This window comes from Plantactinospora solaniradicis, from assembly GCF_042658085.1.
In the GTDB taxonomy this organism is placed as follows: domain Bacteria; phylum Actinomycetota; class Actinomycetes; order Mycobacteriales; family Micromonosporaceae; genus Plantactinospora; species Plantactinospora solaniradicis.
Genome location: NZ_JBHSPR010000046.1, coordinates 20103 through 44663 on the forward strand (window position 1 = coordinate 20103; position 24561 = coordinate 44663).

Annotated in this window: 21 protein-coding genes; 3 read left to right on the forward strand and 18 right to left on the reverse strand. The window is 69.5% G+C overall.

Annotated elements, in window-relative coordinates; translation table 11 throughout:
• Positions 1 to 14 precede the first annotated feature (14 nt).
• On the forward strand, positions 15 to 515 hold the full coding sequence (locus tag ACFP2T_RS36000; RefSeq protein ID WP_377429900.1) for an aminoacyl-tRNA deacylase: 501 nt from the start codon (positions 15 to 17) through the stop codon (positions 513 to 515).
• Positions 516 to 560: 45 nt separating this feature from the next.
• On the opposite strand, the gene ACFP2T_RS36005 is transcribed toward ACFP2T_RS36000, so the two are convergent.
• The 4 genes from ACFP2T_RS36005 to ACFP2T_RS36020 all read right to left on the reverse strand — a co-directional run bounded on the left by ACFP2T_RS36005 (position 561) and on the right by ACFP2T_RS36020 (position 8116).
• Positions 561 to 1640 (reverse strand): tartrate dehydrogenase, encoded by a 1080-nt coding sequence (locus ACFP2T_RS36005; protein ID WP_377429903.1) that lies wholly within the window; start codon positions 1638 to 1640, stop codon positions 561 to 563.
• A complete protein-coding gene (locus tag ACFP2T_RS36010) occupies positions 1640 to 3256 on the reverse strand; it encodes an SLC13 family permease (RefSeq protein WP_377429906.1) in 1617 nt (538 codons plus the stop codon). The genes ACFP2T_RS36005 and ACFP2T_RS36010 overlap by 1 nt, the downstream gene beginning before the upstream one ends.
• 161 nt (positions 3257 to 3417) lie before the next feature.
• Complete coding sequence (locus ACFP2T_RS36015) at positions 3418 to 5943, reverse strand: DNA gyrase/topoisomerase IV subunit A (RefSeq protein WP_377429908.1); 2526 nt, start codon at positions 5941 to 5943, stop codon at positions 3418 to 3420.
• 76 nt (positions 5944 to 6019) lie between these two features.
• Positions 6020 to 8116, reverse strand: coding sequence for a DNA gyrase/topoisomerase IV subunit B (locus tag ACFP2T_RS36020; protein WP_377429957.1), 2097 nt, complete (start codon positions 8114 to 8116; stop codon positions 6020 to 6022).
• A gap of 215 nt (positions 8117 to 8331) precedes the next feature.
• Between ACFP2T_RS36020 and ACFP2T_RS36025 the strand changes: the two genes are divergently transcribed.
• Positions 8332 to 9279 (forward strand): nucleotidyltransferase domain-containing protein, encoded by a 948-nt coding sequence (locus ACFP2T_RS36025; RefSeq protein ID WP_377429911.1) that lies wholly within the window; start codon positions 8332 to 8334, stop codon positions 9277 to 9279.
• Positions 9280 to 9319: 40 nt separating this feature from the next.
• Here the strand turns inward: ACFP2T_RS36025 and ACFP2T_RS36030 are convergent, their stop codons facing one another.
• The 3 genes from ACFP2T_RS36030 to ACFP2T_RS36040 all read right to left on the reverse strand — a co-directional run bounded on the left by ACFP2T_RS36030 (position 9320) and on the right by ACFP2T_RS36040 (position 12095).
• Positions 9320 to 10363 carry an SDR family oxidoreductase gene (locus ACFP2T_RS36030; protein WP_377429914.1) on the reverse strand — a complete coding sequence of 348 codons (1044 nt, stop codon included), beginning with the start codon at positions 10361 to 10363 and terminating at the stop codon, positions 9320 to 9322.
• A 68-nt stretch (positions 10364 to 10431) separates the two neighbouring features.
• Positions 10432 to 10839, reverse strand: coding sequence for a DUF4345 domain-containing protein (locus ACFP2T_RS36035; RefSeq protein ID WP_377429917.1), 408 nt, complete (start codon positions 10837 to 10839; stop codon positions 10432 to 10434).
• A gap of 209 nt (positions 10840 to 11048) precedes the next feature.
• The gene (locus ACFP2T_RS36040) at positions 11049 to 12095 is read right to left on the reverse strand and encodes a questin oxidase family protein (RefSeq protein WP_377429919.1); all 1047 of its coding nucleotides are present in this window, start codon (positions 12093 to 12095) and stop codon (positions 11049 to 11051) included.
• Between the two features lie 64 nt (positions 12096 to 12159).
• On the opposite strand from ACFP2T_RS36040, the gene ACFP2T_RS36045 reads away from it, so the two are divergent.
• Positions 12160 to 13161 carry an ArsR/SmtB family transcription factor gene (locus ACFP2T_RS36045; protein WP_377429921.1) on the forward strand — a complete coding sequence of 334 codons (1002 nt, stop codon included), beginning with the start codon at positions 12160 to 12162 and terminating at the stop codon, positions 13159 to 13161.
• Between the two features lie 37 nt (positions 13162 to 13198).
• Here ACFP2T_RS36045 and ACFP2T_RS36050 read toward each other — a convergent pair whose 3' ends face one another.
• The 11 genes from ACFP2T_RS36050 to ACFP2T_RS36100 all read right to left on the reverse strand — a co-directional run.
• Entirely contained in the window at positions 13199 to 14527 is a 1329-nt protein-coding gene (locus ACFP2T_RS36050) for a cation:proton antiporter (protein ID WP_377429923.1), read from the reverse strand.
• 39 nt (positions 14528 to 14566) lie between these two features.
• On the reverse strand, positions 14567 to 14929 hold the full coding sequence (gene aroH, locus ACFP2T_RS36055) for a chorismate mutase (RefSeq protein ID WP_377429925.1): 363 nt from the start codon (positions 14927 to 14929) through the stop codon (positions 14567 to 14569).
• A gap of 107 nt (positions 14930 to 15036) precedes the next feature.
• Positions 15037 to 16536: a tryptophan 7-halogenase gene (locus tag ACFP2T_RS36060; protein ID WP_377429928.1), complete on the reverse strand. Its 1500-nt coding sequence runs from the start codon at positions 16534 to 16536 to the stop codon at positions 15037 to 15039.
• Between the two features lie 27 nt (positions 16537 to 16563).
• Positions 16564 to 17967 (reverse strand): aminotransferase-like domain-containing protein, encoded by a 1404-nt coding sequence (locus ACFP2T_RS36065; protein ID WP_377429932.1) that lies wholly within the window; start codon positions 17965 to 17967, stop codon positions 16564 to 16566.
• Positions 17968 to 18289: 322 nt separating this feature from the next.
• Positions 18290 to 18556, reverse strand: a complete 267-nt coding sequence (locus ACFP2T_RS36070; protein WP_377429935.1) for a hypothetical protein — start codon at positions 18554 to 18556, stop codon at positions 18290 to 18292.
• A 213-nt stretch (positions 18557 to 18769) separates the two neighbouring features.
• Positions 18770 to 19966 (reverse strand): ABC transporter permease, encoded by a 1197-nt coding sequence (locus ACFP2T_RS36075; RefSeq protein ID WP_377429937.1) that lies wholly within the window; start codon positions 19964 to 19966, stop codon positions 18770 to 18772.
• Positions 19963 to 20730 carry an ABC transporter ATP-binding protein gene (locus ACFP2T_RS36080; RefSeq protein ID WP_377429940.1) on the reverse strand — a complete coding sequence of 256 codons (768 nt, stop codon included), beginning with the start codon at positions 20728 to 20730 and terminating at the stop codon, positions 19963 to 19965. The genes ACFP2T_RS36075 and ACFP2T_RS36080 overlap by 4 nt, the downstream gene beginning before the upstream one ends.
• A complete protein-coding gene (locus ACFP2T_RS36085) occupies positions 20727 to 21824 on the reverse strand; it encodes an efflux RND transporter periplasmic adaptor subunit (RefSeq protein WP_377429943.1) in 1098 nt (365 codons plus the stop codon). The genes ACFP2T_RS36080 and ACFP2T_RS36085 overlap by 4 nt, the downstream gene beginning before the upstream one ends.
• 68 nt (positions 21825 to 21892) lie before the next feature.
• A complete protein-coding gene (locus tag ACFP2T_RS36090) occupies positions 21893 to 22504 on the reverse strand; it encodes a hypothetical protein (protein ID WP_377429946.1) in 612 nt (203 codons plus the stop codon).
• Between the two features lie 182 nt (positions 22505 to 22686).
• Positions 22687 to 23268: a hypothetical protein gene (locus ACFP2T_RS36095; protein WP_377429949.1), complete on the reverse strand. Its 582-nt coding sequence runs from the start codon at positions 23266 to 23268 to the stop codon at positions 22687 to 22689.
• A gap of 17 nt (positions 23269 to 23285) precedes the next feature.
• Positions 23286 to 24561, reverse strand: a 1276-nt coding sequence (locus ACFP2T_RS36100) for an alpha/beta fold hydrolase (RefSeq protein ID WP_377429952.1), incomplete at its 5' end; no start/stop codon positions are given.

The following is a 24561-nucleotide window of genomic DNA, read 5'->3' on the forward strand; positions in this document are numbered from 1 at the left end:
GGTACGGTGCAGTCATGTCCGGTGCCGCCCTCGACGCCCTCACCTCGGCCGGGATCCCACACCGGGTGATCCGGCACGGCCCGGTGCGGAGCGTGGCCGAGGCCGCCGAGGTGATCGGGGTCGCGGTCCCGGACGTCGTGAAGACCATCGTGGTACGCCGGGGCGAGCACGACTTCGTCTTCGTGCTGGTACCCGGTGACCGGGTCATCTCCTGGCCGAAACTGCGCGCGGTGCTCGGCGTCAACCGGCTGTCCCTGCCCGGTGCCGACGAGGCCAGGTCGGCGACCGGCTACGAGCGCGGCACGATCACCCCGTTCGGCTCCCACACCGCGTGGCCGGTCGTCGCGGACGAACGGATCCGTGGCCGGACCATCACCCTCGGCACCGGCGAGCACGGCGCCGCCGTCGCACTAGCCGCCGACGAGGCGCTGGCCGCCCTCGCCACCCCCAGCACCTCCACCACCATCGCCGACGTCACCGACCCCGAACCGCCCGTACGTAGGCCCTCCGGTTAAGAAGGGGCCCTTCTTCTACAGAAAACGATAAGAAGGGGCCCTTCCTTACACCAGATGGCGGAGCAGGGCGTCGGTGACGGCCCGGGTGTCGGCCGTGCCGCCGAGGTCCCGGGTTCGGGTAGCGGGATCGAGTAGGCATGCCTCGATCGCCGCGACAACGTCGGTGGCGGCGTCGGGGTGGCCCAGGTGGTCGAGCATCATGGCGGCGGACCAGACCGCGCCGAGTGGGTTGGCGACGCCCTGGCCGGCGATGTCGGGTGCCGAACCGTGCACCGGTTCGAACATCGACGGAAACGCACGGGTCGGATCGAGGTTGGCCGACGGGGCGATGCCGATACTGCCGGCCACGGCTGCGCCGAGGTCGCTGAGGATGTCCCCGAACAGGTTCGACCCGACGATCACGTCGAACCGTTCGGGTTGCAGGACCAGTTTGGCGGCGAGCGCGTCGATGTGCTCGGAGTCCCAGCGCACGTCGGCGTACCCGGCGGCCCGCTCCGCGACGACCTCGTCCCAGAACGGCATCGTGTGCACGATCCCGTTCGACTTGGTGGCCGAGGTGACGTACGACCGCCGGGTCCGGGCCAGCGCGAACGCGTAGTCGACGATGCGGGAGACTCCGGCCCGGGTGAAGACCGCCTCCTGCACCGCGAGTTCCTCCGGGGTCCCCCGCCCCAGTCGCCCGCCGATCTCGCTGTACTCCCCCTCCACGTTCTCCCGGACCACGACCAGGTCCACCTCGCCCGGCCGGGCGCCGCGGACCGGGCTGACCACCCCCTCGAACACCCGGATCGGACGCAGGTTGACGTACTGCCGGAACGTCCGGCGGATCGGGATGAGCAGCCCCCAGAGCGAGACGTGGTCGGGCACCCCCGGCCAGCCCACCGCGCCGAGCAGGATCGCGTCGGCGGGGCGCAGTCGTTCGAGGCCGTCGGCCGGCATCATCGCGCCTTCCGCGAGATACCGCTGGCAGGACCAGTCGAACTCCTGGTACGACAGGGGAATCCGGTGCCGCTGCGCCACCGCGTCGAGGACCTGCCGGGCCGCTGCGGTCACCTCGACGCCGATGCCGTCGCCGGGGATGACCGCGATCCGCTGCGGATCCGTCCCGCCCTTCGCCGGCGCCATCAGCCACCCAGCCCGACGATCGCGACCATCAGCGGAAGGAGCAGCAGGATCAGGATCGCGCCCAGGATGTCGAAGGAGAAGCCGGAGCGGATCATCTTGGTGATCGGTACGACGCCGGAGCCGTAGACGATCGCGTTCTGTGGGGTGGAGACCGGCAGCATGAAGCCGAACGACGCCGCGAAGGTCGCCGCCAGCGCGGGCACGAACGGGTTGACCCCGGCGGCGACGGCCACCGGAATGATGATCGGTACGACCACCGCAGCCGATGCCGTGTTGCTCGTCGTCTCGGAGATGATGATCGCCAGCACCACGGCGAACGCGGTGATCGCGACGACGCTGCTCAGCCCGAACAGGTCGGCGCTGCCGTCACCGATCGTCTTGGCCAGGCCGGTCTCCTCCAGCAGCGCGCCGAAGATGATGCCGGTGCCGAAGAGCAGGATCGTGCCCCAGTCGATCCGGGCCGCGTCGCTCCAGTTGAGCGTGTACTGCCGGCTACCCCAGTCGGTGGGGAGCAGGAACAGCAGCGAGGCGCCGAGTACGGCCACGATCCCTTCGTTCAGCCGCCCGCTGATCCACTCGTACTGGCTGGAGTCGCTGCCCCAGGCCAGCGCCACCACACCGGGGGTGATCCACAGCACGACCGTCACGGTGAAGGCGATCAGGGTGTTGCGTTCGGCGCGGGACAGCGGACCGAGCTTGGCCCGCTCGCTGGCGACGTACTCGGCGACGCCTTCGATGTGCCGGATCTCGGGCTTGTTCAACAGCAGCAGCACGACGGCGAGGGCGAGGAACATCAGCGCGCAGATCGGGAACGCGACGACCATCCACTCGGCGAAGGAGATCTTCTCTCCGGTGGCCTCCGCGATCAGGTCCCGACCGATCAGGTTGGGCGGGGTGCCGACCGGGGTGAGCAGCCCACCGACGCTGGCCCCGTAGGCGAGCATCAGCATGAGCGCGATGCCGACCCGGAGCCGGGTCGGGTCGAAGTCGGCCTTGGCGATACCCCGGTCCTGCATGAGCTTCGCGATCACCGCGAGGATGCCCAGCGCGGTCGGCAGCAGCATCGCCACCGTGGCGGTGTTGGAGACGAAGGCGGAGAGGGCGCAGGTGATCAGGCCGAAGGTGATGATGACCCGCCCGGTGGTCCTGCCGACCCCGGGCAGCGACAGCATCCGGAAGGCGAACCGCCGGGCCAGCCCGTGCTTGAGCATCGCCTGGGCCAGGATGAACGCGCCGATGAAGGTGAAGACCGTCGAGGATCCGAACGGTCCGAGCACGTCGGCGGCCGGTGCGACCCCGAGTACGACGACGGCGGCGACCCCGATCAGCCCGCCGACCGGGATGGGTACCGGTTCGGTGACCCAGAGCACGATGACGCCGAGCAGGATGCCGGCGAGGGTCTGCTGGTTGCCCGCCATGTCGATGGGCAGCGCCAGGAAGACGATCGAGACCAACGGGGCGAGCCAGAGGCCGGTGGTCCGGCGTCCCCGTTCGAACCGCTCCTCTGCCGGGGAGAGGCGCTGCTCCCCGAGGCTGCGGTAGGTGCTGCCGCCCAGTAACGCCTTTTCCACATCGGTCTTGGCCGGAGTGCCGCCGGTGTCGCTGGTGATGGCCACGACAACCTCCATCGGTTCCGCTGGGGCCGGGACGGGGGTCCTCCGGTGGTGCCGGAGGTGCCCCTGACCCAGTCAGTTCCCGATGATTGGCGGCTCAAGACCGCTTCGCGGCAATTCTTGTGGACGAATGTCTCGATCCCTTGTCGACGCTGCCGAGCGGGTCAGCCGCGCTCGATCAGGTGACCCACCTTGTCCGGACCGAACATGGCCACGCCGGAACCGTCCCGGCGCTGATCCGGCTCGGGCAGCGTCATCGGCTCCCCGCGCTTGCTGATGCCCACCGGGCGCGGGCCGACCCAGGCGACGACCAGCCGGGACTCGCCCTTGAGGAAGCGCTGCGCCCGTACCCCGCCGGTCGCCCGGCCCTTGGCCGGGTAGAGGGCGAACGGGGTGACCTTCACCCCGCTGCCGCTGGAGGTGACCACCATCGGCTCGCCGTGCTCGTCCTCGTCGGTGCGGACCGCGCCGAAGAAGACCACCTGGGCGCCGGCGCCGAGGTTGATCCCGGCCATGCCGCCGCCCTTGGTGCCCTGCGGCCGGACGAGGGTGGCGGGGAACCGCAGCAGCGAGGCGTCGGAGGTGACGAAGACCAGCGTTTCGGCGCCGTCGGTGAGCCAGGTGGCGCCGATCACCTCGTCGTCCTCGCGGAGGCCGATCACCTCGAACTCGTCCGACCGGACCGGCCAGTCGGGGGCGCAGACCTTGACCACGCCCTGCCGGGTACCGAGTGCCAGGCCGGGCGACCCGGCGTCGCGGTCACCGAGCGGAGCCAGGCCGACCACCGTCTCCCCCGGCTCCAGCGGCACCAGTTCCGAGGTGGACATGCCGCCGCTGAGCGAGACCGTGCCGGCCTGCTCCGGCAGCACCGGCAACGGGAGTACGTCGGTCTTGAACGCCCGCCCGGTGCTGGTCACCAGCAGCACCTGACCACGTGCGGTGGTGTGCACGACCCCGCGTACCGCGTCGTGCTTGGTCCGGCCGTTGCGGCGGCGCCCCTCGGCGCTCTCCTCGGACTCGGCGGCGGTCCGGGCGACCAGCCCCGTCGCGGAGAGGATCACCTGGCAGGGGTCGTCGGCGACCTCCAGCGGTCCGGCCGGTACGGATGCCGCCAGCACCTCCTTGAGGTCACCGTCGATCAGGGTGGTACGCCGCTTCGTCGCGAAGTCCTCGACCACGGCCGCCAGCTCCTCGGAGACCACCTTGCGGAGCACGGCGTCGTCGTCCAGGATCGCCGACAGCGCGGAGATCTCGTCCCGCAGCCGTTCCCGCTCGACCTCCAGCTCGATCCGGTCGAACTTGGTGAGCCGGCGCAGCGGGGTGTCCAGGATGTAGGTGGCCTGGATCTCGGAGAGCCCGAACTGGGCCATCAGGCCGTCCTTGGCGGCCTGGGCGTTCTCGCTGCCGCGGATCAGCCGGACGACCTCGTCGATGTCGAGCAGCGCCATCAGCAGACCGTCGACCAGGTGCAGCCGGTCCCGCCGCTTCTGCCGCCGGAACGTGCTGCGCCGGGTCACCACCTCGTACCGGTGGGCCAGGAAGACTTCGAGCAGGCGCTTGAGCCCGAGGGTCTGCGGCTGCCCGTCCACCAGGACGAGGTTGTTGACCCCGAACGACTGCTCCAGCGGGGTGAGCCGGTAGAGGTCGGCCAGCAGCGCCTGCGGGTTGACCCCGACCTTGCACTCGATGACCAGGCGGGTGCCGTTCTCCCGGTCGGTGAGGTCCTTGACGTCAGCGATGCCCTGCAACCGGGCCGCCTGCCGCTGCCCCTTGCGCGGGCCGGACGTGATCATCTTGCCGCGTACCTCGTCGGTGATCGCCTCGATGATCTTCTCGGCGCCCACCCCGTACGGCAGCTCGACCACCGTGATGGCCTGCCGGCCCCGGCTGCCCTCCAGCGGCCCGGTCTCGACCCGGGCCCGCATCCGCACCACGCCCCGGCCGGTCTCGTACGCCCTGCGCACCTCGTCCAGGCCGAGCAGTATCCCGCCGGTCGGCAGGTCCGGGCCGGGCACGAACTCCATCAGCCGGTCCAGGGACGCGTCCGGGTGGTCGATCAGCCAGCGGGCCGCCGCGACGACCTCACCGAGGTTGTGCGGGATCATGTTCGTGGCCATCCCGACCGCGATCCCCGAGGTGCCGTTGACCAGCAGGTTCGGGAACGCCGCCGGCAGCACCGAGGGCTCGGTCAGCGAACCATCGTAGTTCGGCCGGAAGTCGACCGTCCCCTCGCCCAGCTCGCTGACCAGCAGCATCGCCTCGCGGGACATCCGGGCCTCGGTGTAACGCGCCGCGGCCGGTCCGTCGTCCGGGGATCCGAAGTTCCCGTGCCCGTCGATGAGTGGGGCGTTGAGCGAGAAGTCCTGCGCCAGCCGGACCATCGCGTCGTAGATCGCGGTGTCGCCGTGCGGATGGTACTTACCCATCACATCCCCGACGACCCGGGCGGACTTCACGTGGGCCCGGTCAGGCCGGTAGCCCTGCTCGCTCATCGAGTAGAGGATGCGTCGGTGCACCGGCTTGAGGCCGTCCCGCGCGTCGGGCAGGGCACGCGAGTGGATCACCGAGAAGGCGTACTCCAGGTAGGAGTCCTCGACCTCGGTGGCCAGCGGATTGTCGAGAATCCGCGCCCCCGCCTGGTCGAAGGCGGAAAGGTCGGCCTTCGGTCCCTTGCCCGTACGGCGTGCCATGACTTCGCGCTCTCTTCCGTCGCTCGGCCGGTACGCCCGGCCGCTGTCGTTCGAACCCTGCTCGCTGGGCGACGCCTCAGGCGTCGATGGCGTCCTGGTCGACCCGGTTCGCCGACTCGATGAGCCAGTTCTTCCGGGGCTCGACCTTCTCACCCATCAGCAGTTCGAGGACTTCCTCGGCCGCCTCGGCGTCGTCCATGGTGATCCGCCGGACCGAACGGCTGGCCGGATTCATCGTGGTGTCCCAGAGTTCGTCGGCGTCCATCTCACCGAGCCCCTTGAACCGGGGAATCGGGGTGACGACCTGCTTCTTGGTCTTCTCCAGCCGGGCGACGGTGCTGGCCATCTCCGCCTGGGTGTAGGTGTAGAAGGTCTCCGGGTTCTTGCCCTTGGTGCTGATCTTGTGCAGTGGAGGCACCGCCGCGTACAGCCGGCCGGCCTCGATCACCGGCCGCATGTACTTCGCGAACAGCGTGATCAGCAGAGTACGGATGTGCGAGCCGTCGACGTCCGCGTCCGCCATGATCAGGATGCGCCCGTACCGCAGCGACGCGGGATCGAAGGTACGTCCCGAGCCGGCGCCGAGCACCTGGATGATCGCCGAGCACTCCGCGTTGTCCAGCACCTGTTGCAGGCTGGCCTTCTGGACGTTGAGGATCTTTCCCCGGATGGGCAGCAGCGCCTGGTACTCCGACGAGCGGGCCATCCGGGCGGTACCCAGGGCGCTGTCCCCCTCGACGATGAACAACTCGCTGCGCTCGACCCCGGTGGAGCGGCAGTCCACCAGCTTCGGCGGCATCGACGCGCCCTCCAGCGCGGTCTTGCGCCGGGCGGCGTCCTTCTGCTGCTTCTGGGTGAGCCGGACCCGGGCCGCGTCGACGATCTTCTGCAGCACCGTACGGGCCTCGGCCTTGGTCTTCCGATCGTCCAGCCAGGCCCGGATGTGCTGCTCGACGACCGCCTGGACGACCTTGGTCACCGGCGCGGTGGAGAGTTCGTCCTTGGTCTGCGAGGTGAACTGCGGCTCGGGGATCCGCACGTGCACGACCGCGGTGATGCCCTCCAGGATGTCGTCGAGGACCGGCGGATCCTCCTTCGGCTTGAGCAGGCCGCGAGCGTTCCGGATCGCCTCGACCAGGGCCCGGGTGGCGCCGCGCTCGAAGCCCTTGCGGTGGGTGCCGCCGTGCACGTTCCGGATCGTGTTGGTGAAACACTCGACGGTCCGGTCGTAGCCGGTGCCCCAGCGGAAGGCGACCTCGACCTCGGCCCGGCGCTCGACGTTGCTCTGCATCACCCCGTTGGCGTCGGCGGCGTTCTCCCGGTAGCTGCCGGTTCCGGTGATCAGCAGCGTGCCGGAGACCGGCTTGTCCGCGGACGGGGCCAGGAAGTCCACCATGTCGGTGAGGCCGTTCGGGAAGTGGAACGTCTCCGCGCTGATCGCACCGCCGGTGGCGTCCCGCAGCACGTACGTCACACCGGGCACCAGGAACGCGGTGTGCCGGAGCTTCGCCCGGACGGCGTCGACGTCGAGCCCGGCACCCGTCTCGAAGTAGCGGGCGTCGTACCAGTAGCGGATGGAGGTGCCGGTGGACTCGCCGCGCTTCAGCTTGCCGAGCAGGCGCAGACCCGGGCGCGCGCTGAACGCCGCACCCGGACCCGGGGAGTCGAAGACTCCGGGGACACCGTGCTGGAACGACATCTGGTGGATCTGCCCGCCGCGCCGGACGGTCACGTCGAATCGCCGGGACAGGGCGTTGACCGCCGAGGCGCCCACGCCGTGCAGGCCGCCGGAGGTCTTGTAGCCGGAGCCGCCGAACTTGCCGCCCGCGTGCAGCCGGGTGAGGACCAGCTCGACGCCGGAGAGCCCGGACTTGGCGTGCACGTCCGTCGGGATGCCCCGACCGTCGTCGTCGACCTGCACCGAGCCGTCGGCGTGCAGAGTGACCTCGACCCGGGTCGCGTGACCGGCGACACCCTCGTCCGTGGAGTTGTCCACGATCTCGTTGAAGAGGTGACCCACACCACGGCTGTCGGTCGACCCGATGTACATACCGGGCCGCTTTCGGACCGCGTCCAGACCCTCGAGGTGGGTGAGGTCGTCGGCTCCGTACAGGATTTCAGGCTGTGCAGTCAACGAGGTGAACTCCCAGAATTGCCGGTGTGCGCCGGTGATCGGCGCTGGCCGTCGGGCCGGGCCCCACGCCGGTAGCGAGCGTACCCACTCCGCCGGTCAGGGCTGCGGACCGTCCGGCCCGACCGGCCCGCGTGGCGAGGAACATCACCCGATTGTCGTCGCCGGGTACGACAGGGACCGACCCGGGTGGGGCTGGCGGGACCGGAGTGACTCCCGGTGCCGGGTGGGACCACCGGTACGGCAGCATGACAACCATGTCGAGGAGACCACCGTCGGCGCCCCAGCTACCGGCCGGCACCCAGGTGGTGCTCCGGCAGACCGCCGCCGACACCGAGGGCGTACGGGTGCAGCGCGGCGCCACCGGCCGGGTCGTCGGGTACGACGAGACCGACGACGACTACCTGGTCCAGCTCGCCGACGGACGACGGTTACGGAGTCCTCGCGGACAGCTCGCGCTGCGCAAGGCGCACCAGCAGTCCGCGGCGGTCGGTACGGGGCCGCCGGCCGTGGACGGAACGGATCTGCTCGCCCGGCACACCGTCTACGCCGCCGTCGTCGGCTCCCGCGCCTTCGGCCTCGACACCGAGGGGTCCGACACCGACATCCGAGGCGTCTACGTCGCGCCCACGCCCGCGTTCTGGTCGCTGACCAAGCCGCCCAGCCACCTGGAGGGGCCGGGACCGGACCAGTTCTCCTGGGAGGTCGAGCGCTTCTGCGAGCTGGCGCTGAAGGCCAATCCGAACCTGCTGGAGGTGCTGCACTCGGGCACCGTGCTCACCCTCACCCCGGTCGGCGAGGAACTCCTCGCGCTGCGGCCGGCCTTCCTCTCCCAACTGGCCTACCAGACCTACTCCGGCTACGTGCTCAGCCAGTTCAAGAAGATCGAAGCCGACCTGCGGCAGTACGGCCAGCCCCGGTGGAAGCACGTGATGCACCTGCTCCGGCTGCTTCTCTCGGCGGGCGACCTGCTCCGGCACGGTCGGCTGACCCTCGACGTCGGCGCACACCGCGACCGGCTGCTGGCCGTACGCCGGGGCGAGGTCGCCTGGTCGGCGGTGGAGAGTTGGCGCCTCGCCCTGCACGCCGAGCTGGACGACGCGCTCAGCCGTACCCCGCTGCCCGCCGCGCCCGACACGGCCCGGGTCGGCGCCTGGCTCTACTCGGTACGCGCCCGTGGGGTGCCGGCGCGGGCCCGGTCGTGACCGGGCCCCGCCGGCGACTGTTCCGCCGGGCCTCGCCCGGTCACCCGGCGTCGCCGCCGGCCGGAATCAGGTCCCGTACCCGGTACGCCTCGACGAGGCGGTCCATCACCGCGTCCAGCCGGGTGTCGATCCGCTGCCGGGCCGGGTCGGCGTCGTGCCAGTCCACCATCTCGCGTGCCCCGCGCGCGAACGGCACGGTGGCCACGTAGTCGGGCACCAGGCCGCGCAGCTTGGAGTTGTCGAACACCATCGAGTGCGCCTTGTCGCCGAGCAGGGCGGCACCCCAGTTCGGGTCGGCCGCCGCGATGGCGTCCGACGGCACGTGCACGATCCGGGCCGACACCCCCGCCGCCGCGGCCAGCGTCTCGGCGATCTGGTTCCAGCTCAGCACCTCGTCGGAGGTGATGTGGAAGACGTCGCCCACCGCGGCCGGATGGCCGAGCAGTGGGACCAGCCCGCTCGCGAAGTCGGTGTGGTGGGTGAGAGTCCACAGTGACGTGCCGTCCCCGTGTACGACGATCTCCCGGCCCCGCCGCATCCGGTCCAGCACGGTCCAGCCACCGTCGAACGGCACCAGGGTGCGGTCGTACGTGTGTGACGGGCGGATGATCGTGGCCGGGAACCCTTCGTCACGGTATGCCCGGACGAGCAGGTCCTCACAGGCGATCTTGTCTCGGGAGTACTGCCAGAAGGGGTTGCGCAGCGGCGTGGACTCCACGATCGGCAGCCGGGCGGGCGGGGTCTGGTAGGCCGACGCCGAGCTGATGAAGACGTACTGGCCGGTGCGCTCCCGGAACAGCTCCATGCTGGTCCGGACCTGGCCCGGAGTGAACGCGATCCAGTCGACGACCGCGTCGAACTCCCGACCGCCCAACGCCGCGCGGACCGAGTCCGGATCGCGGATGTCCGCCCGCAGCACGGTCGCCTCCGCCGGCAGCGGCCGCCGGGTGGTGGTGCCCCGGTTGAGTACGGTGAGTTCGATGCCGCGCTCGACCGCCAGCTGGGAACAGGCGGAGCTGATGATTCCGCTGCCGCCGATGTAGAGAACCTTCAGTGCGCTGATGGTGCTACCTCCTGTGGTCATCGCCGATCCTCCAGAGAAGGCTGCCAGCACGGCCGGCGATCCGCCAGGGTCACGACGAACGACCGTCATCAGGACGCCGGGGGCTCCGTCCGGCGGGCGGCCCTGGCGACGCCGGCCTGCCACAGCAGGACCAGCGGAACCACCACGAGTTCGACGACGAGCGTGCCGAGATAGACCGGGTGCGGCCAGCCCGAGGCGAGCACGGCCAGCAACCTGGCGAATCCGCCGAGGATCACCACGCCGAGGGTGAGCCGCAACACCGTGCTGGCGCGTTCCACCCGTGGCACCGCCCACCAGGCCAGGACACCGGCGGCGAACCAGAACGTGCTGGCGTACCGGAACCCACTGTCCACAGTGGCGTCCACCGGCCCGGCACCGGGGAGCGCGGCGGGCCCGGCCAGCATTCCGGACAGGCCCGAGGCCACCGCGACGGTGGCCAGGAGCCCGAGCACCACCTGCAGACCGCGCCGGTTCACGTCGCTCTCCCCCCGTCGCGCCGGCTCCACTCCCGCGATCCGGAACCGGCCCCGGTAGGCGGCCGACCGCCGGAACCCATGGTAGGCGCGGCGTACCCCGGAGCCGTACGCGAGTCCGGCCGGGCTGCCGTGCCCGGCTGCGCCTCTCGCCCGTCCGGCGGGCAGGGGCCGAGCTGCTCCCGCGAGCCGAGGGCCCGACATCGGGGGTGTCAGCGGATGAGCTGCCCGGCCCGGAGCGCGGCCGCCAGTGCCTCGGGATCGCCGGTCCGCTGGTACACGTCGGCCGCGGTGTCGGCGAACTTGATGACGTGCTCGTCGCCGTGTCCGACCGCCCAGTCGAGCAGGTCGGTCACCGCGTCCGGGCCGCCGGTCGGGGCGGGCAGTTCGGCCGGATCCGCCGCCTGGCGAGCCCCGTACGCGCTGCTCACGGCCGCGCTGGCCGACCAGGCCGCGGCCAGGCTGGCCGACCAGAGAGTCGGCGGCAACGCCGGCAGGGTGTGCAGGACGGCGTTGGGCGCGGTCGCGGTGTGCACCAGCAACACCGGGCTGCCGTGCCCGTGGCGCAGGTACCGCAGGGTCGCCGCGGTGACCAGGTCGGCCAGGATCGCGCGGGCGTCCTCCGGTCCGGTCGGTGCCCGCAGCGCCGCGACTCCGCTGGTCCAGCCGGCGAGGTCGGGCAGTCGGCCGAGCCGTTCCGCGACGCTGCCGTGCGGCACGTCCAGGTTCGGAACGGCCGCCAACGCGGCGGACGCCGACATCCGGCCGCCCGGGGTCGCGCCGCCGGGCACCGAGCGGAACCGGGCCGCCCAGAACGCCAGTCCGTGTGCGAGTTCGACCAGTACCGGCCCGCTCTCGTCGCCGGCCAGCAGCGCCCGGACCGCATGCCCGACCCGGATCACACCGTGCGTGGTACCCGCCACGATGCCCGGCAGCAGCCGGGGCCACCAGCGGCCGAGCACGTCCCGCCACGGTTGCTCGGTGACCTCGCGGGTCAGGTACGCCGTCCAGTCACCGATCCGGCGCTCGTCTCCCAACGCCTCCCGCCAGTTCAGGTCGGTGACCGCGGCACGGGCCGCCGGCAGCTCGTCCAGCCGCCCGACGTACCGGTCGAGCCAGCCCGTCACCCGGGCCGCGTGCCCGCGCCGGACCAGCACCTCCACGGCCATCGGGCCGTGATTGGTCAGGACGTTCTCGCCCCACTCCGGTCCCGCGTGGTGCAGCCGCTCGTACGCCTGAGGTAATACCGCAGTTGTCATGTGGAGAAGCCTGCCGAGCGTCGCCGTGGTTGGCCAGGATTAGCCCAGGCCCTAATCTACCCACGTGATCCACCTTCATCTCAGCACCGAGGACCTCAGCCGGATCCGCTTCGCGATCTCCCCGATGAAAGAGGTGGTGACCAGCGTGCGGGCGCTCTCCGCCGACTCCGCGACCAGGCTGCACGCGCCCTGGGCCCGACAGCTCGGCGGCCGGCTGGCCGAGGACGACCTGGATCTGCTCACCGCCCTGGTCCGACCGGCCGGCTACATCCCCGATTTCCTGATGCCCTCGCCGTCGCAGCGGTTGTCCAGTTTCGAGGCGGGACTGGCCGAGGTCGCCGCCACCGATCCGGCCGCCGTCGCCGGGCAACTGGCCCACCTGGCCGACCACCGGGTCGCCCAACGTGGGCCGGGCGGTACGCGCCGGACCGCGCTGCTCCGGGACCTCGTCGCCGCGCCCGAGGCGGCACTGGTCAGGATCGTGGCCGTACTCGAACGGTACTGGCGGGCGGCCGTCGCGCCGTACTGGCCACGGATCCGGGCACTGCTACAGGCCGACCTGACCTACCGGCTGGAGGAACTCGCCAGCGGCGGCCTGCGGCAGCTGTTCCGGACGCTGCATCCGCTGGTGAGCTTCCATGACGACACCCTGCGGATCGTCAAGTACTACGAGGGGCACGCCGATCTCCGGCACCGTGGACTGCTGTTGGTGCCCTGCGTGTTCGCCTGGCCCGACGTGATAGTCCGGACCGCCGATCCGGGTACGCCCACCGTGACGTACTCGCCGCGCGGTCTCGGCCGGCTCTGGGAGAGTTCCGCCGTCGCGCACGACTCACCGCTGGCCGTGGTCCTCGGGCGCAGCCGGGCCGCCATCCTCGCCCAACTGGACCTGCCGATGTCGACCACCCAACTGGCCTGCCAGCTCGACCTCGCCGCGCCCACCCTCAGCGTCCATCTCAAGGCCCTGCACGGAGCCGGCATCGTCTCGGCCAGGCGGGACGGCCGGTCCGTCCTCTACCACCGCACGTCGCTCGGCGACTCGCTGCTGGGCGGTGCCCCCGGATAGGGCCGTCCCTTGGCCACGTCATCCCGACGCCGGGGCGTCAACGGCCCGATGCCGCACCCGCGCCGCTCGACGCGGAGACCGCGAACCGCTCCTGCAACCGCGACTCCTCCTCCGGCGTGGTCTCCAGCCGCCGCATGGCCACCCGGAGCAGCGGCGGCGCCATCACCGAGGTGACCACCGCCACCAGGACGATGATGGTGTACGAGGCGGTGTTGAGGATGCCCAGCCGCAGGCCCACCATCGCCACGATCACCTCGATCACGCCGCGGGCGTTCATGCCGGCACCGAGCGCCAGGGCCTCCCACCGGTTGAGCCGGCTCAGCCGGGCGCCCAGGTACGCGCCGGCGAACTTCCCGACGATCGCGGTGAGCAGTACGGCCACGGCGGCGGCGAGCACGGTCAGATCGGTCAGGGCCCGAAGGTCGATCCGCAGCCCCGCCGTCGCGAAGAAGACGGGGGCGAGGAAGGCCAGTACGACCGTCCGGAGGGAGGCCGTCCGGGCCCGCGCGAACTCTCCGCTCGAACCGATGAGGATGCCACAGACGAAGGCGCCGAAGACGGCCTCCAGCCCCAGGCTGTGGGTGCCGGCCGCGGCCAGCAGGATCATCGCGGCGGCGGCGGCGACGGTCTGCTCCTCCGAGCCGCTGCTGAGCCGCAGGGCCAGCCGGACCACCGGGCGGCCCACCAGTACCGCGACCACCACGACGAGGATCAGGTAGACGAGGGCCAGCGTGACTCCGCCGGCGGTCAGCCCGCCGACGGCCATCGCCGAGACGACCGACAACATGAACCAGCCGAATGCGTCGTCCACCATGCCGGCCACGAGCGTCAACTGCCCGACGTCGCGATGCATGAGGTTCATGTCCATCAGCGTCTTCGCGATCACCGGGATCGCGCTGACGCACATCGCCACACCGAGGAAGAGCGCGAACACCGTCGCGTCGCTGTTGACCGCGAGCAACGAGGCCAGCGGGTAGCCGAGGGCGATCCCGAAGGCGAGCGGAATGACCAGCCCGGAGATGCTGACCCGCAGCGCGGTGCCGCCGCGCCGACGCAGCATCGACAGATCCAGTTCGATACCGGTGAGCCCGACCAGCAACAGCACGGCGATCTGCCCGACGGCGTCGAGCATGTGCGCCTGGTCGGCCTGGGCCGGCAGCAGCCAACCGGAGATCCCGGGAGCGAGCCAACCGAACAGCGACGGCCCCAGGAGCACTCCGGCGCTGAGCTCACCGACGATCGGCGGCAGCCCGAGCCGTACGGCCAGCCGGCCCAGCAGGATCGCCAGCAGCAGGAGCAGCCCTACCTGGAGCAGGAAGACCAGCAGCGGATGCGCGGCGATTGGTGGCACTGGAGCGGCTAGCACGTGGGCTCCTCGATCTCGGTGGGAGTGGTCGGCAGGGACCTACTGCGCGATGTCGCGACGCAGGGCGATGGCACCGCGCAGGTAGACGTGTCGGATTTCGCCGCGCGTCCGCTCGGTTTCGACGTACGCCATCAGCCGGACCACCCTGGGCAACGCCCCCGGCACGTCGATCTCGGCCGCGCAGAGCAGCGGGACCTCCCCGAAGCCGAGCTTGCGGGCGGCGGCCGCGGGAAACTCGGCCGTCAGGTCGGAGGTGGTGGTGAAGATGACGCTGACGACGTCGTCGATCATCAACTCGTTGCGGGTCATGACCTCGGTGACGAGTTCGGCGGTAGCCTCCAGGATCAACTCCCGCTCGTTCGCCTCAACCTGGGTCGCGCCTCGGATCGCTCGCAGGGCCATGTCGCTCCTTCGCCGTCTGGGCGGCGCCGGCTCATCGGGCCGCATTGGTGAATCGGTTGTCCCACCCTATGAGCCGGCCGACTGGTCGCGGATTCCGGCGCTCGACGTCACCGGGACCCGCTCGGCGCCTCCCAGAACATGCCGTCGGTCGAGGCGATCAGTCCGCCCTCGAAGATCGGCGCCTCCGCGCCCGCGTACTCGCCCAGCTGAGCACGGGTCTGCACCTGCGCGCCCTCCCGCATCGCCTGCCGCACCACCGACGACTTGAACAGCGGGGCCATGTTGTGCTGCTCCTGGCTCACCAGGTTGTCGACCGCGTCGGCGAACTCCGTCGACCGCTCCTTGAACCTCATCGCGGCCGACTCGGCGTCGGAGAGTTCGAAGTCGGTGGAGGTCATTCCGGCGACCAGCGACACGAACGACTCCAGCTCGGTGTGGCTGTTCCGGGTCACCTTCTTCGCCTGCCAGAAGTACGAGTTCTCGTCGACGTGCATGTCGTAGAACGACATCAGGAACTCGTAGAAGACCCCGTACTCCCGGCGGTAGCGGACCTCGAACTCGTCGAACGCCGGCTGCTCGTCCAGCCGTCCGGCCAGCACGGTGTTGATCGACCTGGCAGCGAGCAGGCCGCTGTAGGTCGCCAGGTGTACCCCGGACGAGAACACCGGGTCCACGAAGCAGGCCGCGTCGCCGACCAGCGCCATCCCAGGCCGCCAGAACGTCGTGTGGTGGTACGAGTAGTCCTTGCGGACCCGGATCTGCCCGTACTGACCGGTGGTGACCCGGGTCGCGTCGGCCAGGTACTCCTGGATCAGCGGACACTCGTCGATGAGGTCGTGCAGGGCCTTCTCCGGATCTCCCTGGATCTTGGCGGCGTCCTCCCGACGAACCACCGCACCCACGCTGGTCAGCGTGTCGCTGAGCGGGATGTACCAGAACCAGCCGCTGGGGAACGCGGCGCACAGGATGTTCCCGAAGCTCGGCGGTGGGAGCCGCTTGCCGTTCTCGAAGTACCCGAAGAGCGCCAGGCTGCGGAAGAACTCCGAGTACTCCCGGTTTCCGCCGACCCGCTTGTAGATCCGGCTGGTGTTCCCGGACGCGTCGACGACGTACCTGGCGAAGGCCTGGCGCTCCGTGCCGGCGGCGTCGACGTAGTTGACGCCGACCACCCGGCCGTCGTCCTCGATGACGTCCGACACCGAACACTGCTGGCGGACCTCGACGCCCTTCCGGACCGCGTTGTCGAGCAGGATCTTGTCGAACTTGCTCCGCTCCACCTGGTAGGCGAACGAGGTCGGGCCGGCGATCTTCGGCGAGACGGAGAAGGTGAAGTTCCACGGGGTGGGATTGGCGCCCCACCGGAAGGTGCCACCGTGCTTCTGCAGGAAGCCGGCCTTGGCCAGGTCCTCCGTCACACCGAGCAGCCGGCCGATGCCGTGGATGGTGGACGGCAGGAGCGACTCGCCGATCTGGTACCTGGGGAAGGTCTCCTTCTCCAGCAGCAGGACCCGGTGTCCCTGCATCGCCACGAGTGATCCGAGCGTCGAGCCAGCCGGCCCGCCGCCCACCACCACCACGTCGAATTCTTCTTGCCGTGACGTGTTCATCGTCCGCCTCTCAGGAGCACCGTATGGTCATGCCTCGCCGCTGACACCTGCATCGGGCGGCCCGAGGCGGTCCCCGTGCCGACGGGTCTCCGCCTCGATGAAATTCGCGAGTCGCGCGACGCCCTGCTCGATCTCGTCCGGCGTCAGATAGCTGATCGACAGCCGGAGGCCGTGGTCGCCACCGCCAAGGGGGTAGAAGTACTTCATCGGGGTCCAGATCACGCCGAAGTCCTGCGCGGACCGGGTCAACGCTGCGTCGTCGGTACGGAACGAGACCTGCATGGTCAGGAAGAAGCCGCCGGTGGGACGGTTCCACCGGACACCCAGCGCCGCCCGGTGGTCGGCCGGAAGATGCTGTTCCAACTGCCGGAGCGTGCACTGCATCGCGTCGCCGTAGTAGCTCGCCGCCTTGGCGTTCAGCTCCGAGATCCTGCCGTCGACGCCGAGCAGCGTGCCGGCGACCACCGCCTGGCTCAGCGACGACGTGTTGACCGTCACCATGCTCTTGATCTTGGATAGCTCGTCCGCCAGCAGGCTGGTCCGGCCCTGGTCGTCCACGATCCGCTGATCGGCGATGACGAACCCGACCCGGGCACCGGGGAAGACCGTCTTCGAGTACGACCCGAGGTGGACGACCGTACCGGCGCGGTCGAGAGACTTCAGCGTCGGCAGCGGCGACCCGGGACTGACCAACCGGTACGGGCTGTCCTCCAGGATGAGAAGGTCGTAGCGCTCGGCCAGCTCCAGTAGCTCGGCCCGGGCCTGCGGACCGATCGTCATACCGGACGGGTTGGAGTGGTCGGGCACCACGTAGAAGGCCCGGGGGCGCCGCCCGCGGGCGCGCTCCTCCAGGATGACCGCCTCCAGCACGGCACAGGAGAACCCGCTCTCCGGCTCCTCGACCGGAGCCAGGGCGATGTCCAGCAGCAGGGCCGCACCCGTGATGCCCACGTAGCAGGGGCTGGAGACCAGCAGGACGTCGTCCGGACCGGTGATCAGGGCGCGCAGCACCAGGAGCATCGCCTCCTGCGCGCCGACCGTCACCACGATCGACTCCGCCGGAACGTCGATGTTCTCGTCCACCCGCAGCGAGTCGGCGATGATCTCGCGGATCTGGCCAGCGGTGGTGCCGTACTGGTACATCGCGGTGCGAATCTGCTGTGGCGAGCCACCCCGGTCGATCAGGTGGTCCAGATACCGGCGGATGTGACCGAAGATCTCCTCGGTATCGAAGAAACCGTCGTACGGGCGGCCCGGCGCAAAGGAGATCGCCTCCGGATAGCGCAGGGTAACCTCATTCAGAAAGGTCATGCTGTCCAGGACCGGATCGGAGATGCTCGCGTGCAGGTCGACCTTTCGCAGACCCCGCGATTCTTCGGCTGATGCGGCTCCACTTGAGCCGACATTATCGCCGCCGTGCCGTCCCGCCATGGAATTCCCTCCGGCGCCCGCGTAATTGGGAGAGCCTGTCCTGGCACTTAGAATCGCATGGCCGGGCTTGCTGGACAATGTCGTCCAACCGACTATCAGCGGAGGCCGCGCGTCCAACCGGACAGAAATCAGTTGGACGTCCCCGTGCGATCGGTCGACAGTTATTCCAGTAGCGGCATTCCGGGCCGGCAGGGTCGAACCGGTTGGGCCGCCGCGCGACGGCCCAACCGGTCCTTTTTCCACCGGCTCGCCGACTCGACGAACCGGGCGGATCGCGGGGTGGGGGGCGGGTCCCGCGACCCGTGCTCCGGAAGAGACCCCGCTACGCGAGCCCCTGACAGGCCTCGTAGGCAGCCTGGTACTGGGGCGAACCGGGATCGATTCCGAGTTCGTCGGGGATGCGGTAGCCGCCGGAGGCGTCCGGTTCCGGAAAATTCGTCACCCCGTACGAGCGCATGCAGGCCGCGTACGACGTCGGACCACTCGTCGCCGACGCACCGGGCACCACCGAAGGGGTCGAACCGATCGGCTGATCAACCGCACCCGGCGGCTCCCCGGCACACCCGCTCAGCAAGAGAACGGCACCCACGACGACGATGTGCAATAAGCGGGCCACTACTCCTCCGCGTTCCTGTTCCAGATCAGCTATTTTTACGGTATCGGGGGTTTCAGAAAAGTATCGACGCTGGCGGATGAATGGAGAAGATTCGCCCGGAAGTCGAGACCGGATCGGGACGCCAGACGCAACGGTGCCCGGCATGTACGGAGCAAGCCTCGCCGCATGCCGGGCACCGGATAATGGTCAGGAGGTGCGCAGCGCCTCCGTCGGCTGCATACGGGCGGCGCGGAGCGCCGGCAGCAGTCCGGCGATGACACCGATGGCCATCGCGGCGCCCAGTCCTCCGGCCCACGCGAGGGGCGGGACGACGATCGCCCAGTTCTTGATACTCACATAGACCGCCGTAGCGACGGTTCCGCCGGCCACCCCGACGACACCACCGAGCGCGGACAGCAGGATCGCCTCGGAGAGGAACTGCAGCCGTATGTGCCCCCTGGTGGCGCCGAGGGCCCGTCGCAGGCCGATCTCGGACCGTCGTTCCAGCACCGAGATGACCATCGTGTTCGCCACCCCGATGCCGCCCACCAACAGGGCCACCGCGCCGAGTCCAAGGAACAGTCCGTTGAGCGCGGACTCGGCCGCGGCACGGGCCACGAGCGCGGCCGACGGCTGGGTGACCTTGACCTCGTCCGGGGACTGCGGGTTGGCCGTGGCGGCCAGGACGCCGAAGACGTCGTTGACCTGGTCGGTCGCCGCCCGCACGTACACCGTCGACGGGTGACCGTCGAAGTTGAGGTACTTCTGGGCGGCCTGATAGCCGACCAGCACCGAGCCGTCGATGTCCGGCGTCAGGGTCGCCGAGTTCAGGATGCCCGCGACGTAGAACCACTGACCGCCGACCCAGATCCGCTGGTCCGGATAGATCCGGTAGATGCCCAGCCGCTCGGCTGCGGCGGAGCCGAGTACCACGACCGGCTCGGTGGCCGTGGCGGCGTTGAGGTAGTCACCCTCGGCCACAGTCGTTCGTACCGCGGCGGGCAGGTCGAGGCTGGCGGCGACGACGCTGATGGCGTTGCTGTTGAAACTGGGGATGTACGGGTTGCGGTAGGCCTTGGCGTCGGTCGAGCCGGTGCTCTCCACCGCCTCGACCGGACCGATCCGGCTGATCATCCCCGGCGCCTCCTTGGGCAACTGGGCGTCCTCCCCGCTGATGTTCTGCCCTGGCGTGACGACGAGCAGGTTCGTGCCCAGCTTGTCGATCTCGGCCAGCAGGCCGGCCTGGGAGGAGGCGGACAGGCCCAGCACCGCCACCATCGCCGCGACACCGATGGCGATGCCCAGGGCCGACAGGGCGGCCCGCATCCGTCGGGTCCGCAACCCCACGCTGGCGGTGCGCGCCAGGTCTGCGGGGTGCAGCCGGCGCACCGTTGTCGTCGTCATGGCAGGTGCCTTTCGGTGGGTGCATCCGGTGGCCACGCCTCTCGGACGTCCGCGACGATGTGTCCGTCGAGGACCTCGATCCGCCGGGGCAGCCGCACGGCCAGCTCATGGTTGTGTGTGATCACCACGATCGTCGCGCCCTCGGCATGCAACTCCAGGAGCAGCTCGAAGATCGCTCCTCCGGAGATGCTGTCGAGGTTGCCGGTGGGTTCGTCGGCCAGGACGATGTCCGGATTGCCGACCAGCGCCCGCGCGATCGCGACCCGCTGGCGTTCTCCGCCCGACATCTGTGGCGGCCGGTGGTCCATCCGGTGCCCGAGCCCGACCCGCTCCAGCGCGACTGCCGCCGCCTCGACACGCGCCCGGTGCCGCACCCCCGAATACAGCATTCCGTCAGCGACGTTGTCCAGGGCCGTGGAGTGCTCCGCCAGGAAGAACTGTTGGAAGACGAAGCCGATCCGGGCGGCCCGGAGCGCCGCCAGGTCCCGGTCGGACATCGTGGCGACGTCCTCACCGACGATCCGCATCGTTCCCGAGGTAGGCCGGTCCAGCGTGCCCATCACGTGCAGCAGGGTGGACTTGCCAGAGCCCGACGGGCCCTCGATCGCCACCAGGTCACCCCGGTGAACCGTGAAGGTCGCCTTGTCCAGGGCGAGCACCGGCGATTCGCCGGGGTAGACCTTGGTCACCTCGTCCAGTTCCAGAACCGGCTCGACGGCCGGCAGGCCATCGGTCGCCGCCGCCGGCGCCTCCACCCCGATCATGACGCCGGCACCACGACGTTCTGGCCGGCGACCAGGCCTTCACCGGACACCTCGACCCGTCCCCCGCTGTCGTCGAACAGACCGCGCTTCACCGCGACCAGCCGATGTGCCCCGTCGGCATCGACCACCTCGACGGCATACCCGCCGCCGGCCAGCGCGAGCAGCGCGTTGACCGGTACGGACAGGACGTCCTTCACCGTCTCCGAGACGATCGAGACCTGCACCGGTGCCTGGTCGAGCTGACCGGTCTCCTTCGGCGCCGACGGCGTGATCAGTACCTCGATCGTCGTACTCGTGTCGGTCTTCGTGGCCACCTTGCCCACCGACGACACCTTGCCCTTGGTGGTCTTGCCCGTCGGCAGCGTGATGGTCACGTCGTCGCCGACCGCCACCGAGCTCTGCTGGCTGGCGCTCAGCTCCACCGTCACCTGCCGCGCCGTCGAGGACGCCTTCATGATCGACTGGTTCGGCCCTGCCGATCCACCCCGCACGCCCTTGACCTCGGTGATCCGGATTTCGTTCGCCGGAGCGAAGATCATTTGCCCCAGCTCCAACTTGCCGGTCTCGTCCATTCCGACGTCGTCCTGCAGCCTCTGGACCGCCTTGTAGGTCTGCTTGCCGAAGTAGTCGGAGTTCGGATCCAGCGCCGACTTGCTGGCGTAGCCGAGGGCGACGAGCGCCTTGTTCAGCTGCCTGACGTCGACGCCCTCGGTGCCCCAGGAGAGTTCCCGGTAGACCGGCACGTACCCGCCGTTCAACACGACGACCGGCTCGCCGTCCACCCAGTACAGCGGCTTGCCCTGCCGGATGACGTCGCCGACGGCCGGCAGTTTCGTCAAGGTGCCGCTGGCCTTGTTGACCAGTTCGTAGTCGCCCGCGTAGCCCAGCGTGCCGTTCTGCATGCTCCGGGCGGACAGATCCCCCTTGGTGACCTGCGCCAGGCCCATCGGAGCGCCACTGTCGATTGTGGTGGCGGGCGACCGGGCGCCGAACGGGTCGACGAACACGTAGACCGCGACCGCTCCGACCGCCACCGCGACCGTGACCACCAGCACGACGATGAACTTCCGCCCGCGTCCTGGTCTCTTCTTCATGTTGGCACGCCGGTCCTGCCGGTTGGGGAGACTCACGTCCGTCCCATCCGCCGAGATCTTCGTGATGCTCACGAGCCACCGCCTGCGGGACCGGGACCGCCACCGCCGTTGTTGTTCGGACGTGCATTCTCCGGCTGGAAGTCAGCGCAGGCCTTCTCCGCATTCTTGAACGCGGTCGACTTGGGGTCGATCTTCGTGGGGTCGAACTCCATCCGGCCACTCTCATCCGGATCCGGGAACCCCGGCAGGCCATTCTGGCGCATACACTGGGCGTACTTGAGCTTTTCCGCCACAGGCCACGTGTCCTGCTGCGGCCCCCCACCGCCCTGGGTGTTCCCCGCGTACTGCTTGCACTTCTCGTGTGCGTCCCTGAACGTTGGTGAGTTCGGGTCGATCTCGCGCGGTAATTGTGCCCGGCCGTCCGCCGGGTCGGGGAAGTTGGGGATACCGTTCGTACGCATGCACTGGGCGTACGCCGTCGGGTCGCCCCTGCCGTCCGCCGCCGCCGACGCCGTCGGCCCGCCCTCAGCCGCCGGTGCCGAGGCAACCGTCTTCGACGGTTCGTCGCCGTCGCCGCCACAACCCGCCGCGCCGAATGCGAGAACCGCCAGCATGGCCGCCCCGATCGCGCCGAGGCGGACGCGCCCATTACTGCTCGTCTTGAAACCGATGCCGTTCACGGCGTCCTCCAGTCGCTGAGATTTCCAGCTGTCCAGACCTTTCTACGGCAGCCACGGTTTCACCAAGGTTTCACTCGAACGCTGCTGGTCGATCTGTCCGGTACATATGCGACAGCCCCGGCCGGCCTTTACGCTCGGCTGACCGGGGCTGCTCGACATCGCCAGGTTGGACCGGCTCCGATCTAGCGCGGAGGAGGCGGCGCGTCCGTTGGCAGGAACTTGTCACAGACCTTCTGCGCGTCCGCGAACCCCGGCTTGTTGGGGTCGTACGCAAACATGCCGTCGACCGAGTCCGGGAAGTCTGGTATCCCGTTCTGACGCATGCATGCCACGTACTGTGTCGCGTCGAACGAGGGCGCGACCGAGGGGGGTGGTGGCATCATCTGCCCGGCTTTGGGCTTGAACTCCTCACAGGCTTTGTCAGCTTTCTTGAACTCCGGCGAGGTAATATCGATCCCATCCTTCTGTCCGATCCGGAGAACGCCGTTCGGACCGGGATTAGGATAGTTGGTAATGCCGTTCTCCCGCATGCAGGCGGACAAGGCGGCGGCTTTCGATGCCGGACCCGGAGCGGCGTCAGATGACGGGAGTCCGCTCGCCGTCTGGTTGGAGCCGTTCGATGAGCCGCCGAAACGGGTACCGATCAGATAGCCGGCAGCGACCAGGACGACCGCCAGCACGACGCCGAATCCGATCAGTAGACGTAACGACCCTCCCCGACCGGCAGGCGGTGGACTCTCGACAGTGGTCAGATCATCTTCCATGGCCCCTCCAGCCTAGATCACTTGTCCGCTCTCTTCAGCCTCGCGGATATCAACCGAGCGATCTCCGAAAGGGGTTTTCCTCGCATCATCCCGTGATGGTCCGAGTCAATCTCGACGCTGTCAACCGTTCCCTCGACATAGGGCGTCCAACTGTCGGGAACATTGGCAGGTGGCGACGAGGAGCCACGCCCGTCCTCCGCGACGAAGAGCAACAAATCACCTCGAAAGCAGGCGGGTGTGAACTGCTCCGCCAGGTGAATGTTGTTGATGTTGACCCTCATGATGTCGGCCTGCATCCGAGGCATCGGCCGTCCGTCTCCCCGCGGGGCCTTCGCCCGTTCCTGTCCGCCGGCGGGGTAGCCGTCGAGAACTGTCAGGAACTCCACAGCCTCGCCCAGATCCTGGAGCAGAGTGGCCATCGCATGCGCGACAATTCCGCCGAACGACCAACCGAGCAGGTGGTACGGCCCCGTCGGCTGGACGGACCGTATCTGAGCCACGTAGTCCGCCGCCATCTCGTCGAGCGTCTCGGGCAGCCGCTCGTCGACGCCGAAGCCTCGTGCCTGGAGCCCGTAGACCGGGCGATCCGCCGGAAGTTGGCTGGCAAGATCGGTGTAGCACCAGCTCAACCCGGGGCTGGGATGGACGCAGAACAGAGGCGGCAGGTCTCCTTCTACCCGGATCGGAAGGAGCAGACCGAGGCCGTCGGTATCGGTGCCACCGCTCATTGACCGGGCGACCCCGGCCACGGTCGGAGCGGCGAACAGGTCCCGGATGCTCACCTGGGCGTCGAATACCGTCCGGATCTTGGCTACGAGCCGCATCGCCGAGAGTGAGTCGCCGCCGAGGTCGAAGAAGGATCGGTCTGCGGGTACCTGTGCTACGCCGAGGATGTCGGCGAACAGTCCGCAGAGCAGTTCTTCGGTCGGGGTGGCTGGTGGGCGGCCTTCGGTCTGTCCGGCCGATTCGGGTGCGGGCAGGGCCGTCCGGTCGAGTTTGCCGTTGACCGTGACCGGTAGCGATTCCAGCGGCACCACGACGGTCGGGACCATGTACTCCGGCAGCCGCCCGGCGGCGAACTCGCGCAGTTCGGTGACGTCGATTTCGGCGTCGCCGTTGGTGGGTACGACGTAGGCGACCAGGCGTTTCACCTCGGGCTGGTCCTCCCGGACGATGACCGCGACCTGGCCGACCGACTCGTGCCCGGCCAGGACGGTCTCGACCTCACCGGGTTCGACCCGGAAGCCACGGATCTTGACCTGCTCGTCCGCCCGACCCGCGAACTGTAGTTGC

What these genes read in the sequence shown, in the direction of transcription:
- ACFP2T_RS36080 (WP_377429940.1), bottom strand. Translation starts at nt 20,730, where the DNA reads ATGATCGGGGTGGAGGCGCCGGCGGCGGCGACCGATGGCCTGCCGGCC.
- aroH (WP_377429925.1), bottom strand. Translation starts at nt 14,929, where the DNA reads ATGGCCCTGCGAGCGATCCGAGGCGCGACCCAGGTTGAGGCGAACGAG.
- ACFP2T_RS36015 (WP_377429908.1), bottom strand. Translation starts at nt 5,943, where the DNA reads ATGGCACGCCGTACGGGCAAGGGACCGAAGGCCGACCTTTCCGCCTTC.
- ACFP2T_RS36065 (WP_377429932.1), bottom strand. Translation starts at nt 17,967, where the DNA reads ATGGCGGGACGGCACGGCGGCGATAATGTCGGCTCAAGTGGAGCCGCA.
- ACFP2T_RS36075 (WP_377429937.1), bottom strand. Translation starts at nt 19,966, where the DNA reads ATGACGACGACAACGGTGCGCCGGCTGCACCCCGCAGACCTGGCGCGC.
- ACFP2T_RS36085 (WP_377429943.1), bottom strand. Translation starts at nt 21,824, where the DNA reads ATGAAGAAGAGACCAGGACGCGGGCGGAAGTTCATCGTCGTGCTGGTG.
- ACFP2T_RS36095 (WP_377429949.1), bottom strand. Translation starts at nt 23,268, where the DNA reads ATGGAAGATGATCTGACCACTGTCGAGAGTCCACCGCCTGCCGGTCGG.
- ACFP2T_RS36040 (WP_377429919.1), bottom strand. Translation starts at nt 12,095, where the DNA reads ATGACAACTGCGGTATTACCTCAGGCGTACGAGCGGCTGCACCACGCG.
- ACFP2T_RS36000 (WP_377429900.1), top strand. Translation starts at nt 15, where the DNA reads ATGTCCGGTGCCGCCCTCGACGCCCTCACCTCGGCCGGGATCCCACAC.
- ACFP2T_RS36060 (WP_377429928.1), bottom strand. Translation starts at nt 16,536, where the DNA reads ATGAACACGTCACGGCAAGAAGAATTCGACGTGGTGGTGGTGGGCGGC.
- ACFP2T_RS36025 (WP_377429911.1), top strand. Translation starts at nt 8,332, where the DNA reads ATGTCGAGGAGACCACCGTCGGCGCCCCAGCTACCGGCCGGCACCCAG.
- ACFP2T_RS36005 (WP_377429903.1), bottom strand. Translation starts at nt 1,640, where the DNA reads ATGGCGCCGGCGAAGGGCGGGACGGATCCGCAGCGGATCGCGGTCATC.
- ACFP2T_RS36030 (WP_377429914.1), bottom strand. Translation starts at nt 10,363, where the DNA reads ATGACCACAGGAGGTAGCACCATCAGCGCACTGAAGGTTCTCTACATC.